Consider the following 16,954-nt stretch of genomic DNA (forward strand, 5'->3'; position numbering starts at 1 on the left):
AAGAGCGCAATAAACAGGGCGTGTTTCAGGTGCCTGACACCGATGGAACACTCCTTTTTTAATCCAACATCTATCTCCTAAAAATAATATAATCTAAAATAACTGGCTCGATATCATTGGCCCTTAAAAGTTGATTAATCTGTCCTCGGTGATATTGACCATGTAGGGCAACATGGGTCAAGATGTCCCTGATCGAGTTATTAAACTCAACGCCTTTACTATTTCTATAAGACACGATTTGTTCGAGAGCAGGATCAATTAATCTCGATAGGAAATTTTTATAGTTTTGATTATTTTGGTTAGCCAATTCTACACAAGATTCTAAACTAACATCTGCCCAAATAGGTAAATTGGAACTGTCTGATCCTTTTAACCTAGTCAACCACACTTGTTCGGCGAGAAGGATATGTGAGAATAACCTGTTTATTTGTTCATTCTCACTTTCCATATTTTGCAAGGTTTCAAGAATTCTTGTATTAGACCAATGTAAATGCTCATACATATTTCGAATTGTTTCCATGTGTGGACCTCCATGTATAAACTCAATATTCAACTAATGCAAATAGCTCATCCTACTCTCAAAAAAAGATAGATCTAATCTTTATAAACTTTATGTGCATGATATTTAAATCCAAGATATTGATAGTTTTGTTTCCTATACATTTCTCTTGGCGTGTCTTCACCATCGGCTACTAAGATGATGGTCTTATCTAAAAATTTCTCCATAACAAATTTTTGCAGCCTGCTGCCAATTCCTTTTTTCTGAAAGTTATCATCTACCACTAAACCATCAATTTCGGCTGTATCTTTCGTAATTATTACATCTACTGAACCAGCGGGTACACCTTTATAATAGGCAAGCAGTTGTTGAATATTCTTATCTTGATAATTTCGTTTAGCCAATTCTCTTTTTTGATTTGCAAATTCAGAACCCAGCTCCAAATCGTGTTTATACTGCAATTCAAGAAAAGTTTCAAGGTTTTGATCCATCACAACATGTACCTCTATATCTGGATTGTCTTTCACCAAAGGAAATTGTTTAGGCTGGATGGCGTACAATTCGAGAAAACCGATAGTATAACCTGCTTCATTCATGTAAGCCACTAATTCCTCTGCTAGTTTTTGGTTTGGAGGAAAATAAAACTTAACATGCTTTTGACCCTTTTTTAAATGATAGTTTCGTAAATAAATTCCAGCGCCCTTAAATTCTGACAAAGATGGAGATCTTTTAAACTCTATAAAATTACTATCATATCTAAGTAACATTTCTGGATAATGAATGTGTTTGTATTGAACATTTTCAAATACCACATTTCCTACAACATAAATATTTTCAAAAGTTATATGTCTCATTGATCTTATCCCCTTTTCCATAAATGCCCGACCACATGAATCGTCCAAATTCATTATATACTTTTTCTACAATCGTTGGAATAATTGACATTTTTTAGAATGGGGACCATATGGAGCTTCTTAAGGGTATTTTATTAGAACCTATGCAAAAAGAGGAGTATGATGAGGTAGAGATAATTAATAAAACCAACAACTAAAGGAGTATTCTTCAATAATGAACTATATTCAGCGAGGGACACACACATTTAAAATGGTAAACATCGCTTTATTTGCCGGTGGTTTTAATACATTTGCGATCCTTTGGGGGACACAGCCATTACTACCTGAGATTGTGAAAGAATTTCATATTTCACCAGCTGTCTCTAGTTTAAGCTTGTCCTCTACTACCATCGCTTTAGCCGTGAGTCTTTTGATTGCTGGTTCTTTATCAGAAGTATTTGGCCGGAAACCAGTCATGACTATTTCTTTAATTGCTTCATCGATTCTTTCCATTTTAACTGCGTTTAGTCCAAATTTTCATTTATTAATCTTATGTAGAATCTTACAAGGGATTTCATTAGCTGGTTTGCCTGCTGTTGCGATGGCCTACTTAGGTGAGGAAATTGACCCTAGAAGTTTAGGGATGGCAATGGGATTATACATTAGTGGGAACTCTATTGGCGGTATGGGCGGTCGAATATTTAGTGGAATTTTAACAGATTATTTTAGTTGGCATGTTGCATTGGCCTTTATTGGAATTATTAGTTTACTTGCTAGTCTTATTTTCTGGTCTATTTTACCGAAATCTACACATTTTAAACCACGAAAATTTGAAATAAAAAAATTAGCAACCTCTTTGTTTGTACAATTTAAAGAACCAGGACTCCTTTATCTATTTTTAACTGGATTTCTATTAATGGGATGCTTTGTATCCTTGTATAACTACATTGGTTTTGAGCTAATGGCTCCACCTTATTCATTAAGTCAAACCTTAGTGGGCTCTATATTCATTGTGTACATCGTTGGAACATTTAGCTCTACCTGGATGGGTATGCTAGCTGATCAATATGGGAAAAGAAAACTATTAATGGTGTCACTGTTCATTGTATTGGTAGGAACATGTATAACACTAAATTCGTCTTTATGGTTTAAAATTATTGGAATAGCCATTTTTACGTATGGTTTTTTTGCTGGACATTCAATTGCGAGTGGTTGGGTAGGACAGATTGCTACTCATGACAAAGCACAAGCATCATCCCTATATTTATTTTTCTATTATGCGGGATCTAGTATCGGAGGAACGGCGAGTGGTGCATTTTATAGTAGTTTTGGCTGGCATGGTGTTGTTTCCATGATTGTAGTCCTTGCGATAATTTCTATCATTCTAGCACTTCGATTAGGAATACTTTCTACAAGAAGATTACGGCATTCGCCACATAGAATATAGTAAAAAGAAGAAAGACTCGTAAAATGGTCAAAAACTCCGATTTTTTTTAGTACCTGTATTTGAATACAAAAAATAAAAGCCCTAGGACCAACCTAAATAGATGATGATTGGGCCTAGGGTATTTCCTTACTATTATTATCTTAAATCATTAGCAATCTTGCTTAATAACACCCTATTAGGATCTTGGCTCAGTTCCCACATCATGGCTCCGCCCAGCCCCATCGACTTAATATAAGATGTTTTATATCCAATTGATTCGGTATCATCATAACTAATAAATTGAGAACCATTATACAGCCACGGCACTTTGGAATCAGGCTCCCAAAACCGAGTAAATGCGTTTTTGTTAATATAACTTGCCTCTAATTGTCCATAACTGAGAGCAGAACCTCCGCCCGTAAACGACTGATATAAACCATTATTCGTATTGGTTACTTGGTTGTAGACTCTTCCGTAGAAGGGAATACCCATAACGAGTTTATTTGCAGGCACCCCACTATTGATATAAGTCTGTACAGCATCTTGGACACTAAACTCTGAAAATCTAGACTCCGGATCTCGATATAAAGGAGCATTCATTCCTGTCAAGGTGTCCCAAGATCCATGAAAATCATATGTCATAAGCTGGATGTAATCCAGATATTGTTGAAGCAAGTTTAATTCCGTATTGGCAACATAGCCTTTATTTGCCCCTCCGGCTATCGTTAATAAATACGTTTTTCCATCCTTAATACTTTGAGCATTTAACGTTTCTCTGATTTTCTTGATTAAAAGTGTAAAATTTTGCTTATCCTCAGGCCGGTTACTATTCCCTGCTTCTCCTCCCGCTACTGGATATTCCCAATCCAAATCGATTCCATCAAATCCATATTTTAAGATAAATTGCAGACAGCTTTCTGCAAAGATGGTTCGTGATTGTTCTGTTAGAGCGACATCTGAAAATTTGTCCGACCATGACCAGCCGCCGACTGAGATTAAGGTTTTCAAATGTGGAAATAGTTGTTTCAGTTTTGTTAATTGATAAAAATTCCCTTTATAGGGCTGATCTGCTGTATCACCGGGAAATGATTGCTCAATATCGGCCCATGGGTCTCCCACTTCTATTTTTCCATCTGCGGAAATATTAGCAAATGCATAGTTTAAATGGGTAAGCTTACTTGCATCAATATCTGTCACTTGATAATTCGAATAGGTAGCCCAGCCTGCAAAATATCCCACTGTTTTAAATTGGTCCAATGATGCCTTTGGATTCGTTGTAACCTGAATAGAATTACTAGCATTCGAAAGATTTCCTCGTGCATCCCTCGCTTTGATAAAAAAACGATAGGACGAATTCGGAGTTAAATTCTTTGCCACGTATTGAGTGGAAGTAACATTTCCTATGTATCTATTATCTTGGTAAATGTCATAACCAGTTACGCCAATATTATCAGTAGATTGATTCCAAGCTAACGAAATGGATGTGTCTGTAATATTTGTTGCATGGAGATTTGTTGGTGTAGTTGGGGCTATTCGATCTGGTTTTGCAGCCTCAACGCTCTTGTCATTTGCAAAACAACCAAGGAATACAAAAAACACTAATAAAACTAATAATAATTTTCTAGATAGAAGCTTCGGTTTCTGTAGCAGCATTCATTCTCTCTCCCCATTCATCTTTTATTTTCATTTTAATATAAAGAATAATCTGAAAAATAGAGACGATAGTAGTGATATACGAATGTACCGCTAGTCGTTTATATTTAGATTTTTTCAACTTCCCCCTAATTCTCTAAAAAATCCTTCTTTCGTACACGAAAAGCATCGTGTCCTTAATTGTCCGACCCCGCACCAAATAAAAAGAAGTAGTTAACGGTGCCTGACACCAATTAACAACTTCCTTTTATCTAGCTTCACTTTTGCTTACATAAATGGCAGGACTAGGATTCCACCATCTATCTCCAAATTGCAATATAGACTACATTAACCAGTTCGAAATCCCATCAAAGGGGGATCAATAACTAACTTAACAACGCTACATTCTAATCTACAAAAACGCCCCAACCATCAGAATAACCGCCATGTGGTTTACTTAAGTCATTTAATTTATTCTGTATTTTAATTAATTCACTATAATTTAATAGCATTCTTTTCGAGCAAGAACATGCCCACTCATCCGTTTCGTCGTCTTGCTCAAGGAAACAATTGAATCCTTCTTCTTTTAACACTTGCGATAATTTTTCACCTGTCACTTGATCAGGCACGGCCACAAAAAATTCGACTGATTGTGGTTTTTTAAAATTCACTCCGTCTTTATAAAGACTTCGTAAAGCCTCTCCATCCGCATCATTTGGGAATTTCATTTGTTTTTCCTCCATATTCTAATCATTTCATTGTTTATTATAATTCACTTATTTCTATTCCACTAACCAAAATTATAAATTCAACAACTTGAATTAACATATTATTAACATCTTCTACATAGTCTCTTAAAATAGGAATTTTATAATGTGTATTGTACAATCCAATACCAATTAAAGGAGAATTTGAATGTTCTTAAAAAAACTAACTCAAAATGGCCTAATTACAATTGTTTACTATAAAAATGGAGCTTTGCAAACCTTAAAAGGGCGCGTTTATCGCCTAAATCTAAAAGACCAATTGCTTTCTTTAAAAGATGAAAAACAAATGTTATTCTCCATCCGTTTATCAGCTGTTAGACATATTTATTAACAGTTTTATTTCACCAAATGAAAACTGAATAAGGAATACCCACCCCTAAACCTGGAAAAGGTTATTTTTTTGTCTAAATTTTTCCTTCGAAAAAAAGAAGATGCCTTGGTCAAGTTCTACCAAGGCACCTAATATTTAGGAAAGTGCTTTCTCAAAAATACGATTTAGCTATGCTTGATACTTATTTTTGAGGCGGCTAGTTCGGCCTGGTTCCTTGCCTCTTCGACAGAATCTCCCGAACTGAGCACTACTGCCATCCGACGACCCACTTTTGTTTCAGGCTTTCCAAAGATTCTTACCTGGGTATTTGGGAAAGACAGGCTGTCTGCAACTCCATCAATGTGATATTCCTTGCTCTCTTTCTCTGCTTTAATCGTCCGACTTGCACCAGGTGTTAACAGCTGAACCCCTGGAATTGGATAACCCAAAATGGCTCTTATGTGCAAGGCAAACTCCGATAGATCTTGCGTAGCCATCGTTACCATCCCGGTATCATGTGGCCGTGGAGAAACTTCACTAAAATAAACACCTTTTGCCGAAAGAAATAATTCAACGCCAAAAAGCCCGTATCCACCGAGGGCATCGGTGATCTTTTTAGCAATGTCCTGTGCTTCTACTATTTGTTCCTCTGACATGTCATGTGGCTGCCAGGATTCAATATAATCCCCATCTTTTTGGACATGACCAATCGGAGCACAATAGGTTGTACCGGAGACAGAACGAACCGTTAAGAGAGTGATTTCGGAATCAAAATGAATAAATTCTTCCACAATCACTCTAGTTTTTTTGCCCCTGCCACCTGAAATGGCCTCCTCCCACGACGATTCTACATCCTCAAATGAACGGCAGATGGTTTGCCCTTTTCCTGATGAACTCATTATCGGTTTTATTACACAAGGGATGCCAATTTCTTTCACAGCACTTCTTAATTCCTCCAGAGAGTCTGCAAATGCGTATTTCGCCGTAGGGATTCCCAGTTCTTCGCTTGCCAATCTGCGAATTCCTTCCCTATCCATTGTCAAATTAGTTGCTTTGGCGGTTGGTACAATACAGAAACCGTCGTTCTCAAGATCGATTAACGTTTCCGTTGCAATTGCCTCAATTTCAGGAACAACCAAGTCCGGCTTTTCGAGTTCGATCACTTTTCGCAGTTCTACTCCATCAAGCATGTCAACAACATAAGAATGATCAGCTACTTGCATAGCTGGGGCATTTTCATAACGGTCAACAGCAATCGTCACCAATCCCAGTCGCTGAGCCTCAATAATTGTCTCTTTTCCGAGCTCTCCAGAACCTAGTAACATCACTTTTTTGGGTTTGCTAGAATTTGAGGAACTAAACATCTTATCCACTCCTAATTGTTTGCTTTTTGACTATAATATCGTATAATCATTAGGAATATCAATAGATAAATTAAATAAAAACGAACATTAATTAGTTTTTGACTTTTATTATTCGTCAATCGAGAAGTGTTACCGGTAAAACTTAGCCTCCTGGATTCATCAATCATAAGAAATTTAATCGTTTTTGCATCCCATGGATATAAATATAAAGGAAATAAAAGATTCGTAAATTAATGGATTTGAGAAGAGATGGTAAGAAAAACACTATTTTATTTAGATTAAAAGAGATAAAATAAAAAGTAATTTAAAAATGACGATAGAGGTGCCAAAGTGAAAGAGATTCTTTTGATTTTACTGTTACAATTGATTTATGTACCTATTTACACGCTGCGAACAATCTTTTTGGTTAAAAATATAACCGTGTTAGCATCGATTCTAGGTATTGCAGAAATGTTAATTTATGTTTTTGGCCTTTCACTCGTATTTGGTGGAGATCAAAGTATAATATCAATGATTGTTTATGCAGTTGGATTCGGGTTAGGAATTATACTTGGGACGAAATTGGAACAAAAAATAGCGATTGGTTATATAAATGTAACGGTTAATACACAAGAAAAAAATGGTAGTTTGATAGACACATTACGAAAAAATGGCTTTGGCGTTACTTTATATACAGGAGAAGGCCGAGACAGTGAACGTTATCGAATGGAAATATTAACGAAGAGAAATAGAGAAGATGAACTAATAGCTACTGTCGAAAAATTCGAGCCTAATGCGTTTATTATTTCATATGAGCCAAGAAGATTTAAAGGCGGTTTCTTATTGGACCGACTTCGATAGTAGGATTGAAACACAACAAAATGTTGTGTTTCTTATTTTATTTACGCAATTTTTTGCACGCGAAATGACGTGTGTCAATCCACACGTCATTGCATATGTCATATATAATGATAGAACTTGAAAACGGAACCAGATAATTTCCAAACCAGGCCTTTTTAATCTACTAGATTATTATTTAGGTAGAAGGGATTTTCCCATCAAATAGCGGTCCACTTCATAAGCAACCTGACGTCCCTCATTGATGGCCCAAACGATTAGGCTTTGCCCTCTTCTTGCATCACCTGCAGCAAATACACCCTCAACATTTGTTCGGTATTCACCGTAAGCTGCTTCAATCTTTTGATTGGATGCATTTACACCAAATTGACTCAACAGCGGTTGCTCTGTTCCTTCAAATCCAATTGCAATAAACACAAATTGTGCAGGCCATACTTTTTCGGTTCCTGGGATTTCTTTAAAATAGAATCGACCCTCATCGTCTCTTAATTTTTCCATTTGAATCGTGTGAAGTTCCTTTAAGTTGCCGTTTTCATCCGCAACCATTTTCTTCGTTTGGATCGAATACTGACGCGGATCTTCACCAAACTTAGCTTCAGCCTCTTTATAGGCATAATCCATGGTAAACACATTTGGATAGGCTGGCCACAAATTTCCTGAAGGACGCGTCTCAGGTAATTGTGGATGTTTGCCAAACTGAACCACACTTCGGCAATTTTGACGAAGGGCTGTTGCTACACAGTCTGCTCCCGTATCACCGCCGCCAATCACGAGGACATCCTTGCCTTCCGTATTAATAAATTCACCATCTTCAAAATTCGTATCCAAATAGCTCTTCGTCGTCTTGGTCAAGTATTCCATGGCAAAATGAATCCCTTTCGCCTCGCGCCCTTCAATGACTAGATCACGCTGTTTTTGAGCACCAGTACAAAGAATCACGGCATCGAATTCTGCGTTCAGTTCTTCAGCCGTAATATCTTTGCCCACCTCTGTATTCGTAACAAACTTGATTCCTTCTTTAATTAATAAGCTGACTCGACGTTCTACCACTTCTTTATCAAGCTTCATATTTGGAATGCCATACATAAGTAAACCACCAGGACGGTCTGCACGTTCAAAAACTGTTACCGAGTGACCTGCCTGGTTTAATTGATCAGCACTGGCCAATCCAGCAGGACCCGAACCGATAATCGCAACCTTTTTCCCCGTTCTACTTACTGGAATTCGAGGAGCAATCCAGCCATTTTCAAACCCTTTATCGATTATCGCTTGTTCAATGTTTTTAATTGTTACCGCAGGGTCAGTGATTGCTAATGTACATGAACCTTCACAAGGAGCGGGACAAACCCGACCCGTGAACTCTGGGAAATTATTTGTTTTAAGCAACCGATCAAGGGCTTCCTTCCATCGGCCGCGATAGACCAAGTCATTCCATTCGGGAATTAGATTATGAATCGGACAGCCTGATGTTGCTCCTTGAATTTCCATTCCCATATGGCAGAAAGGAGTGGCGCAATCCATGCACCGCGCTCCTTGTCTACTTAAAGTTTCGTCTGAAAAAGGCAGGGAATACTCTTTCCAGTCGCCTACTCGCGTAAGGGGATTTCGTTCTTTACCTTTTTCTCGATAGTAATCCATAAATCCTGTTGTTTTTCCCATCTTCCTCTCCCCTTTCTTAGCGTAGTACAGCTTCTGGCTGTTTAGGTGTATTTTTCGGTTTGGAAGAATTAGCTAAAAATGCATTCATAACCGCGTCTTCTTCTGTTAAACCTGCATCCTTTTGCTTCTGAATTTGTTCCAGCATCCGTTTATAGTCCTTCGGAATGACCTTGGTAAATTTCCTGACATGATTTTCCCAGTTTTCTAGAACAAAGCTTGCTTTCACACTATTCGTATAATAGAAATGAGTTTGAATCATTTGCATTAGCTCATCCTCATCGTTTTTCGTCAATGACTCTATTTCAATCATCTCTTGATTACATAACTTCTTGAACGCCTCTTGATCATCAGCTAATACGTACGCAATTCCACCGGACATCCCGGCAGCAAAGTTTTTACCTACATCCCCTAAAATAACGACGCGTCCACCTGTCATATATTCACAACCATGATCGCCAATACCTTCGACAACCACATTCACACCGCTATTACGGACTGCAAATCGTTCGCCGGCACGGCCATTTATATACGCTTTACCACTCGTCGCACCGTATAAAGCAACATTCCCAGCGATTACATTTTCACCTGATGATAGTTTAGAAGATTCGTCTGCCTTAACAATCAATTTTCCACCTGATAAGCCTTTTCCTAGAAAATCGTTGACGTCGCCCGTAATCTCTAATGTCACTCCGTTCGGAACAAAAGCTCCAAAGCTTTGCCCTGCAGAACCTGTAAACCTCATAGTAATGGTATCTTCAGGCAGACCCGCTTCACCATAACGCTTCGATACTTCACTTCCGACAATCGTTCCAACGACACGGTTCACATTCGTTATTGGGAAACTCACATCGACTGGAATTTGATCTTGTAAGGCTGTTTGAACGGCGGGCAAGATTTTTTGGATATCAAGCGACTCGTCAATTTTGTGATTTTGTGGTGTTGTAAATGTACGAACACCCTCTGGCTGATGAAGCAATGGAGTTAAGTCTAAATCCTTCGCTTTCCAGTGTGCTTTTGCACGGTCACTCATTTTCAATACGTCCGTCCGGCCGACCATTTCGTCTAATGTTCTAAAGCCAAGCTCCGCCATTAGTTCTCGAACTTCTTGAGCAATAAAACGCATATAGTTGACAATATAATCCGCTTCTCCTGTGAACTTTTGACGAAGCTGCGGATTTTGGGTCGCAATTCCAACTGGGCACGTATCTAAATGACAAACGCGCATCATCACACATCCAAGTACGACGAGCGGTGCAGTCGCAAAAGCAAACTCTTCTGCCCCAAATAATGCAGCCATTACCACATCTTTTCCGGTCATTAATTTACCATCTGTCTCAAGGACAACACGATCACGCAAACCATTCAACATTAATGTTTGGTGCGCTTCAGCAAGACCAAGCTCCCATGGTAGTCCTGTATGCTGGATACTTGTTTTTGGAGATGCTCCGGTTCCACCATCATAACCACTGATGACAATGACATCGGCGGCACCTTTGGCCACACCGGCCGCAATCGTTCCAACTCCGCCTTTGGAAACAAGCTTTACGCTGATTCGTGCCTCTCGATTGGCGTTTTTCAAATCGTGAATCAGCTGAGCCAAATCTTCAATCGAGTAGATATCATGGTGCGGCGGTGGTGAAATCAGCCCTACACCTGGTGTGGAACCACGAACATCAGCAACCCATGGATACACCTTGTTGCCCGGAAGCTGTCCGCCTTCACCTGGTTTTGCTCCTTGTGCCATCTTAATTTGAAGCTCATCTGCATGGACCAGATAATGACTCTTTACACCGAAACGTCCCGAAGCAATTTGCTTCACTGCACTACGGCGGTTATCACCATTTTCATCTAAGGTAAAGCGGCTTGAATCTTCCCCGCCTTCACCCGAGTTGCTTTTTCCACCTAAGCGATTCATCGCGATTGCTAATGTTTCATGCGCTTCCTTACTAATCGAACCAAACGACATCGCCCCTGTTTTGAAACGGCGGACAATGGAATCAACAGATTCAACCTCGTCTAAGGATAAGGACTTTCTAGTTTCATCAAATGAGAACAAATTCCGTAAGAATCCAATTCTCTCTTCATTTGCAAGATTGGAATACTTTTTAAATAATTCGTAATCACCTTTTCGGCAAGCCCATTGCAGTGTATGAATCGTTCCAGGGTTAAAGGCGTGATGTTCCCCTGTTTTTCTCCACTGGAAGTTACTTCCTGAATCTAATGTTTGATCATACGAATCTGCATATGCCATTGTATGGAGCATTTTTGCTTCTTCAGCAATCGTATCTAAACCAATCCCGCCGAGCTGCGAAACGGTTCCTGTAAAATAACGTTCAATGACTTCTCCGCTAATGCCAACCGCTTCAAAAATTTGTGCACCGCGATAACTTTGGACGGTTGAAATCCCCATTTTGGACATCACTTTTACAACGCCTTCGGTCATTGCTTTTACATACTTACTTACCGCTACTTCATAGGTGAACGGTAAACTTCCATCTAAGATAGCCTGCTTATAAGTTGCGAATGCAAGATACGGATTGATGGCATCAACACCATATCCAATTAGAGCAGCCAAATGATGGACCTCACGTACTTCACCCGATTCAATAATGATGCTTACCTTCGTTCTACTGCCTTCACGAATTAAATGCTGGTGAAGTGCACTTACTGCCAATAACGACGGAATCGCTGCTTCTTTGTTATTCATTTGACGGTCAGATAAGATTAGTAGACTTACTCCATCCGTGATAGCGGAATCTGCCTCTTTACAAATCCTCTCAAGACTGCCTTCCAGATTTTCATCGAATAGAATGTCAATGACCTTACTCTTAAAACCGGATGAAGCCAATGATTTCAACTGTTCTAGTTGACTATTTGTAATAACGGGTGTATCTAACTGAATTCGGCGACAGTTGAATGCAGTAGGATTCAAAATATTTCCTTCTGCCCCTAATAACGTCATCGTTGAAGTAACAATTTCTTCACGAAGTGAGTCAATGGGCGGATTGGTTACTTGGGCAAATAATTGCTTGAAATAGTTAAACAATGATTGCGCACGCTCAGATAAAACAGCTAATGGCATGTCATTCCCCATTGCCCCAATTGGATCTTTTCCTTCATTTACTACTGGAACCAAGTATTTTGAAATATCTTCGTAGGTATAGCCAAATGCTTTCTGGCGGACAAGTAAATCCGATAGTACCTCTTCTTCGTTAGATTTATCTTCATTTAATCGAACAAGCTGTTCATCAAGCCATTGTTGATAAGGAAGTGCTTCAGCCATCTCCGTTTTTACTTCTTCATCGGAAATAATCCGTCCTTCTTCTAAATCAATTAACAGCATTTTCCCTGGGCTTAAACGGTCCTTATATAATACTTTTTCCGGTTCAACATCAATGACGCCAACCTCTGATGAAAAAATAATATAATCATCATCCGTAACGTAATAACGAGCTGGGCGAAGGCCGTTCCGATCTAAAATCGCTCCGATTTGTTTTCCATCCGTAAAGGAAATAGCCGTTGGACCATCCCAAGGTTCCATTAAGCAGCTATGATATTCGTAGAAAGCTCTCTTTTCTTTTGTCATATGCGGGTTTTCTGACCACGGTTCAGGAATCAGCATCATGGCAGCATGAGCAGGCTTCCGACCCGCAAGTACCATAAACTCAAGGGCATTATCTAAAATTGACGAGTCACTTCCATCGGTATCAAGGATTGGAAGCACCTTTTGTAGGTCATCACCAAATGCTTCCGAGACGAATTGCTTTTCTCGCGCATTCATCCATTGAACATTGCCGCGAAGCGTATTAATTTCTCCATTATGAATTAGGTAGCGGTTAGGATGTGCCCGTTCCCAACTAGGAAACGTATTTGTACTAAAGCGGGAATGCACTAAAGCAAAAGCCGATACAAAACTCTCATCCTGTAAGTCTAGGTAAAATCTGTCTACCTGTTCTGGTGTTAATAATCCTTTATACACAATCGTTCTGCTAGAAAGGCTGGCAAAGTAAAAACGTAAATCAGATTCCTTGGCCCAATGTTCTGATTGTTTTCTAATAATATATAATTTTCGCTCAAACGATAATTCATCCAAAAGCCCTTCCTTGGCTCCGATAAAAACTTGGCGAATGAATGGACGGCTTTGCTTGGCTGTTTCTCCAATGGCTTCAGCATTGACAGGCACTGTTCTCCATCCAAGAACGGTCTGCCCTTCTTCTTCAACCACTTTATTGATATAGGACTCTATTTTTTCTCTTTCTGAATGATTGTTTGAGAAAAAAAGCATCCCTACGCCGTATCGACCTTTTACAGGTAATTGGATGTTTTTAAGGGTATTACGGAAAAACGCATCCGGAATCTGGACCATGAGTCCAGCGCCGTCTCCTGTTAATGGATCACTTCCTTGTCCGCCGCGGTGATCTAGTTTACAAAGCATGCTGAGACCTTTTTTTACAATCTCGTGAGATGCGATCCCTTTAATATGGGCATATAATCCAATTCCACATGCATCATGTTCATATTCTGGGCGGTAGAGACCTTGTGATTTTGGTAGTTGATGAAATGTCATTACTATCTCCCCCGTTCTTAATTTTCCGATAAATCAGTATGATAGTAATTTTATGTTTTATTATACATATAAACAATATATAATTTAGATTAAATCAATCTCATTTTTATATGAATGGAGGGTGTAAGGTGGAACTACGTCAATTACGTTATTTTATGGAGGTTGCTGAGCGCGAACATGTAACAGAGGCGGCAGATAATCTCAATGTCGCACAGTCGGCTGTAAGTTTTCAGATTGCTAAATTAGAAGATGAACTTGGTGTACGTTTATTTGAACGCACCGGAAGGAACATTAAGTTAACGCAGATTGGAATGATCTTTTTAAGCCATATAAAAAAAGCGGTAAAATTGATCGATGAGGCAAAAGAAAAAGTGGATGAGTATTTGGATCCTCAATCAGGTACCATTAAAATTGGTTATCCAACAAGTCTAGCAAGCTACTGGCTGCCAACCGTTATCTCCGCCTTTCGAACAAAACAACCAAACGTTGTTTTCCATTTGAGACAAGGCTCTTATCAATATTTAATCGATGCCGTTAAGAATGGTGAAATTGATCTAGCGTTTATTGGGCCTGTCCCAACTAAAGATCCTGATATTGAAGCAAAGATACTATTTACAGAGAACATCTCTGCTTTGCTTCCTTCCAACCATGCACTTGCCGACCGAAAAAGGATAGAACTTAAAGAGTTACGAAACGATTCCTTCGTTTCATTCCCACAGGGATATGTTCTTCAAAAAATTGCCATAGAGGCGTGCAAAGAAACTGGCTTTGTACCAAATATCACCTCAGAGGGAGAGGATTTGGATGCCTTAAAGGGACTAGTTTCAGCAGGAATTGGTGTATGCCTCTTACCTGAAAGTACCGTATACGACTCCATTCCAAGGTTTACCGTAAAAATACCGATAAGTTCCCCTCAAGTAAAGCGAACAGTCGGCCTCATCACACCAAAATACAGAGACCTGGCACCATCTGAAAACCTCTTCTACCAATTTGCAATTGACTTCTTCCGTGTATTAGAGCAGTTTCAATAGGTGTCAGGCACTGTTAAAAGACACTTTATTTATTTGTCCATTTAGGATAGACAATATAAATAACAGATAGGAAAGCCTGCTTTTAAGCAGGCTTTCCTATTTGGGCTCATCTTCCTTGATGAACCTCTTTAAAATCAGAAATGAATAGTCAACGAAATGCCTTTGATCCTATATCTGTTCGGCAATGAGCACCTATAAAAGTTACCTTCTCTACGGATTGGTAGGCCAAATCTCTCGCTTCCTTCAAATCGTCGCCAATGGCAGTGATCCCCAGGACTCGGCCGCCATTTGTTAGAATTTCTCCATCCTTTACGGTGGTGCCAGCATGGAATGCAATAGTCGGATAAGTTATATGTTCCAATCCTTTGATCACTTGGCCTTTTTCGAATGGTCCCGGATAGCCGGCAGAAGACATAATCACGCAAACAGCAGACTTGTCTTTCCATTTCACTTCTACATTTTCTAATTCTCCGGTGAGACTTGCCAGCAAAATATCAAGTAAATCTGTTTCTAACAGAGGAAGAACTACCTGTGTTTCCGGATCGCCAAAGCGTGCATTATATTCAATGACCTTTGGACCAGACTTTGTCAGCATCAAACCTGTATAGAGAATTCCCTCATATGGGCAGCCTTCCTCTACCATAGCTTTTGCGGTTGGTTCGACGATTTCATGAATAATCTGCTCAACGATTGATGGATCAATATGTGGTAACGGTGCATAGGTTCCCATTCCACCGGTGTTAGGTCCCTTGTCGCCATCATATACCGGCTTATGGTCCTGCGCTGGTACCATTGCCTTTACCGTAGTCCGATTCACAAAAGCGAGCAAGGTCAATTCTTCTCCTTCTAAAAATTCCTCAACAACCACCCTCGCTCCCGCCGAGCCAAAGGAAACTTCTTTCATCATACTTTGAAGTGCTTCTTCCGCTTCTTCCAGTGTTTTTGCCACAACGACACCTTTTCCTGCAGCTAAGCCATCTGCTTTTATTACGATTGGTGCGCCTTCGCAGTTGACATAGGCGAGTGCTTCCTCATAGTTCGTAAAAGAAGCATATTTAGCAGTCGGAATCTGATACTTCATCATTAATTCTTTAGCGAAGGCCTTACTTCCCTCTATCGATGCCGCTTCCTTTGAAGGTCCATATACCGCTAAACCCTGTTCTTTAAAAAAATTGACAATACCCAATGAGAGCGGCTCTTCTGGTCCTACAAAAGTAAGATCGATTTGTTCTTTTTGTGCAAAATCCGCTAATTTCTTAATGTCTGAAACAGCAATGGAAACACATTCCGCTAACTCTGCAATCCCAGGATTGCCCGGCGCACAATAAATTTGAGTAACTTTAGGACTTTGAGACAGTTTCCAAACAATCGCATGCTCACGGCCGCCTCCCCCTATGACTAACACCTTCATTATGTCTTACCTCCTAGTGTTTAAAAATCAATGCTCTTGTCATTCCGCAGCCTCCATATTCGCCAATCTTTGAATCACTTCTGGTAATAATTTGTGCTCCTGCTCCTGAATCTTTTTTATCAATGTTTCCCTGGTCTCTTCCGAATCAATTGTGATGGCACGCTGGTCGATAATCGGTCCTGTATCCATTCCTTCGTCCACAAAATGGACCGTGACTCCGGTTACCTTTACCCCATAATCGAGGGCTTGACCAATAGCATCTTTTCCTGCGAAAGCTGGTAATAAAGACGGGTGGACATTGATTATTTTCCGATCGTATGCTTGCAGTAATACATGACCTAATAGTCTCATATATCCAGCCAGCACGATAAACTCCACCTCCAGTAGAGTTAACTTTTCAAGGATCTCTTCTTCATAGGCTTGCTTATTGGGATAATCTTTTGCAGTAAAAGAAAAAACTGGGATTGATTCATTAATAGCCGTGCGGACTGCAAGAGCTTCAGGACGGTCACTGACCAGTAAAACCACGTCAACGTTATTGATTTTTTTTGAATTTATGGAGTCTAGAATCGCAGCAAAATTTGAACCTGTACCAGAAGCAAAAACAGCAATCTTCAT

General features: G+C 39.5%; 13 protein-coding genes. 4 read left to right on the top strand and 9 right to left on the bottom strand.

Features of this window, described 5'->3' with window-relative positions; genetic code table 11:
• Window positions 1–70 precede the first annotated feature (70 nt).
• Both QNH17_RS17630 and QNH17_RS17635 read right to left on the bottom strand, forming a co-directional pair.
• A complete protein-coding gene (locus QNH17_RS17630) occupies window positions 71–520 on the bottom strand; it encodes a DinB family protein (protein WP_283873902.1) in 450 nt (149 codons plus the stop codon).
• A gap of 74 nt (window positions 521–594) precedes the next feature.
• The gene (locus QNH17_RS17635; protein WP_283873904.1) at window positions 595–1,353 is read right to left on the bottom strand and encodes a GNAT family N-acetyltransferase; all 759 of its coding nucleotides are present in this window, start codon (window positions 1,351–1,353) and stop codon (window positions 595–597) included.
• 214 nt (window positions 1,354–1,567) lie between these two features.
• Here QNH17_RS17635 and QNH17_RS17640 point away from each other — a divergent pair, with 214 nt between their 5' ends.
• The gene (locus QNH17_RS17640) at window positions 1,568–2,779 is read left to right on the top strand and encodes an MFS transporter (protein WP_283873906.1); all 1,212 of its coding nucleotides are present in this window, start codon (window positions 1,568–1,570) and stop codon (window positions 2,777–2,779) included.
• 135 nt (window positions 2,780–2,914) lie between these two features.
• Here QNH17_RS17640 and QNH17_RS17645 read toward each other — a convergent pair whose 3' ends face one another.
• Together QNH17_RS17645 and QNH17_RS17650 are read right to left on the bottom strand one after the other, a co-directional pair.
• Window positions 2,915–4,411 (bottom strand): glycoside hydrolase family 18 protein, encoded by a 1,497-nt coding sequence (locus QNH17_RS17645; RefSeq protein WP_283873908.1) that lies wholly within the window; start codon window positions 4,409–4,411, stop codon window positions 2,915–2,917.
• A 386-nt stretch (window positions 4,412–4,797) separates the two neighbouring features.
• The gene (locus tag QNH17_RS17650; protein WP_283873910.1) at window positions 4,798–5,118 is read right to left on the bottom strand and encodes a ribonuclease E inhibitor RraB; all 321 of its coding nucleotides are present in this window, start codon (window positions 5,116–5,118) and stop codon (window positions 4,798–4,800) included.
• 187 nt (window positions 5,119–5,305) lie between these two features.
• Here QNH17_RS17650 and QNH17_RS17655 point away from each other — a divergent pair, with 187 nt between their 5' ends.
• A complete protein-coding gene (locus tag QNH17_RS17655) occupies window positions 5,306–5,488 on the top strand; it encodes a YolD-like family protein (RefSeq protein WP_283873912.1) in 183 nt (60 codons plus the stop codon).
• Between the two features lie 164 nt (window positions 5,489–5,652).
• On the opposite strand, the gene purT is transcribed toward QNH17_RS17655, so the two are convergent.
• A complete protein-coding gene (purT, locus tag QNH17_RS17660) occupies window positions 5,653–6,831 on the bottom strand; it encodes a formate-dependent phosphoribosylglycinamide formyltransferase (protein ID WP_283873914.1) in 1,179 nt (392 codons plus the stop codon).
• A 330-nt stretch (window positions 6,832–7,161) separates the two neighbouring features.
• Here purT and QNH17_RS17665 point away from each other — a divergent pair, with 330 nt between their 5' ends.
• On the top strand, window positions 7,162–7,671 hold the full coding sequence (locus QNH17_RS17665; protein WP_283873916.1) for a DUF2179 domain-containing protein: 510 nt from the start codon (window positions 7,162–7,164) through the stop codon (window positions 7,669–7,671).
• A gap of 171 nt (window positions 7,672–7,842) precedes the next feature.
• Here the strand turns inward: QNH17_RS17665 and gltD are convergent, their stop codons facing one another.
• Window positions 7,843–9,327, bottom strand: coding sequence for a glutamate synthase small subunit (gltD, locus tag QNH17_RS17670; protein ID WP_283873918.1), 1,485 nt, complete (start codon window positions 9,325–9,327; stop codon window positions 7,843–7,845).
• 16 nt (window positions 9,328–9,343) lie between these two features.
• Window positions 9,344–13,894, bottom strand: a complete 4,551-nt coding sequence (gene gltB / locus QNH17_RS17675) for a glutamate synthase large subunit (protein WP_283873920.1) — start codon at window positions 13,892–13,894, stop codon at window positions 9,344–9,346.
• A 128-nt stretch (window positions 13,895–14,022) separates the two neighbouring features.
• Between gltB and gltC the strand changes: the two genes are divergently transcribed.
• A complete protein-coding gene (gene gltC, locus QNH17_RS17680; protein ID WP_283873922.1) occupies window positions 14,023–14,925 on the top strand; it encodes a glutamate biosynthesis transcriptional regulator GltC in 903 nt (300 codons plus the stop codon).
• Between the two features lie 148 nt (window positions 14,926–15,073).
• Here gltC and purD read toward each other — a convergent pair whose 3' ends face one another.
• Window positions 15,074–16,336, bottom strand: a complete 1,263-nt coding sequence (gene purD / locus QNH17_RS17685; RefSeq protein WP_283873924.1) for a phosphoribosylamine--glycine ligase — start codon at window positions 16,334–16,336, stop codon at window positions 15,074–15,076.
• Window positions 16,337–16,375: 39 nt separating this feature from the next.
• The gene (purN, locus tag QNH17_RS17690) at window positions 16,376–16,954 is read right to left on the bottom strand and encodes a phosphoribosylglycinamide formyltransferase (RefSeq protein ID WP_283873926.1); all 579 of its coding nucleotides are present in this window, start codon (window positions 16,952–16,954) and stop codon (window positions 16,376–16,378) included.

Origin of the sequence: Neobacillus sp. SuZ13, from assembly GCF_030123365.1 — a bacterium.
Taxonomy (GTDB): domain Bacteria; phylum Bacillota; class Bacilli; order Bacillales; family Cytobacillaceae; genus Neobacillus.

Bases quoted from the DNA above. Each gene is read 5' to 3' on its own strand.
- QNH17_RS17630 (WP_283873902.1), bottom strand. From the start codon at position 520: ATGGAAACAATTCGAAATATGTATGAGCATTTACATTGGTCTAATACA.
- QNH17_RS17635 (WP_283873904.1), bottom strand. From the start codon at position 1,353: ATGAGACATATAACTTTTGAAAATATTTATGTTGTAGGAAATGTGGTA.
- QNH17_RS17640 (WP_283873906.1), top strand. From the start codon at position 1,568: ATGAACTATATTCAGCGAGGGACACACACATTTAAAATGGTAAACATC.
- QNH17_RS17645 (WP_283873908.1), bottom strand. From the start codon at position 4,411: ATGCTGCTACAGAAACCGAAGCTTCTATCTAGAAAATTATTATTAGTT.
- QNH17_RS17650 (WP_283873910.1), bottom strand. From the start codon at position 5,118: ATGAAATTCCCAAATGATGCGGATGGAGAGGCTTTACGAAGTCTTTAT.
- QNH17_RS17655 (WP_283873912.1), top strand. From the start codon at position 5,306: ATGTTCTTAAAAAAACTAACTCAAAATGGCCTAATTACAATTGTTTAC.
- purT (WP_283873914.1), bottom strand. From the start codon at position 6,831: ATGTTTAGTTCCTCAAATTCTAGCAAACCCAAAAAAGTGATGTTACTA.
- gltD (WP_283873918.1), bottom strand. From the start codon at position 9,327: ATGGGAAAAACAACAGGATTTATGGATTACTATCGAGAAAAAGGTAAA.
- gltB (WP_283873920.1), bottom strand. From the start codon at position 13,894: ATGACATTTCATCAACTACCAAAATCACAAGGTCTCTACCGCCCAGAA.
- purD (WP_283873924.1), bottom strand. From the start codon at position 16,336: ATGAAGGTGTTAGTCATAGGGGGAGGCGGCCGTGAGCATGCGATTGTT.
- purN (WP_283873926.1), bottom strand. From the start codon at position 16,954: ATGAAGATTGCTGTTTTTGCTTCTGGTACAGGTTCAAATTTTGCTGCG.